This window comes from Serratia sp. (in: enterobacteria) (assembly GCF_051654945.1).
GTDB lineage: Bacteria > Pseudomonadota > Gammaproteobacteria > Enterobacterales > Enterobacteriaceae > Chania.
On record NZ_JBOFZA010000064.1, the window covers coordinates 1 to 1079 of the forward strand.

1 protein-coding gene is annotated in these 1079 nt (G+C 51.9%); it reads right to left on the reverse strand.

The features are described from left to right. On the reverse strand, nt 1-1079 hold a 1079-nt coding region (gene tuf, locus ACRDCA_RS08975), incomplete at both ends, for an elongation factor Tu (RefSeq protein WP_438689227.1).

A 1079-nucleotide genomic window follows, 5' to 3' on the forward strand; every position in this document is an offset into this window, starting at 1 on the left:
GCAACAACGCCCGCACCTACAGTACGGCCGCCTTCACGGATTGCGAAACGCAGACCGTCGTCCATTGCGATTGGGTGAATCAAGGTAACAACCATGTTCACGTTATCGCCTGGCATTACCATCTCTACGCCTTCTGGCAGTTCGATGGTACCGGTCACGTCAGTAGTACGGAAGTAGAACTGTGGACGGTAGCCTTTGAAGAATGGAGTATGACGACCACCTTCTTCTTTGCTCAGGATATACACTTCTGAGTCAAATTTGGTGTGTGGCTTGATGGAACCTGGTTTAGCCAGTACCTGACCACGTTCGATGTCTTCACGCTTGATACCACGCAGCAGAACACCGACGTTCTCACCAGCACGGCCTTCGTCCAGCAGTTTGCGGAACATTTCAACGCCAGTACAGGTAGACTTGACGGTGTCTTTGATACCAACGATTTCAACTTCTTCGCCAACTTTAACGATACCGCGCTCAACACGACCGGTAACAACGGTACCACGACCGGAGATGGAGAAGACGTCTTCGATTGGCAGCAGGAACGGACGGTCAATCGCACGCTCTGGTTCTGGGATGTAAGAATCCAGGTAGCCAGCCAGTTCGATGATTTTAGCTTCCCACTCAGCTTCGCCTTCCAGTGCTTTCAGCGCTGAACCACGAACAACCGGCAGGTCATCACCAGGGAAGTCATAAGCAGACAGAAGTTCACGAACTTCCATTTCTACCAGTTCCAGCAGCTCTTCATCATCAACCATGTCACATTTGTTCATGAATACGATGATGTAAGGAACGCCAACCTGACGACCCAGCAGGATGTGCTCACGAGTCTGAGGCATAGGGCCGTCAGTCGCAGCGACAACCAGGATAGCACCGTCCATCTGAGCAGCACCGGTGATCATGTTTTTCACGTAGTCGGCGTGCCCTGGGCAGTCAACGTGCGCGTAGTGACGAGTCGGGGTGTCATATTCAACGTGTGAAGTGTTGATGGTGATACCACGAGCTTTTTCTTCTGGCGCGTTATCGATCTGGTCGAAAGCACGTGCAGAACCACCGTAGGTTTTAGCCAGAACGGTAGTGATTGC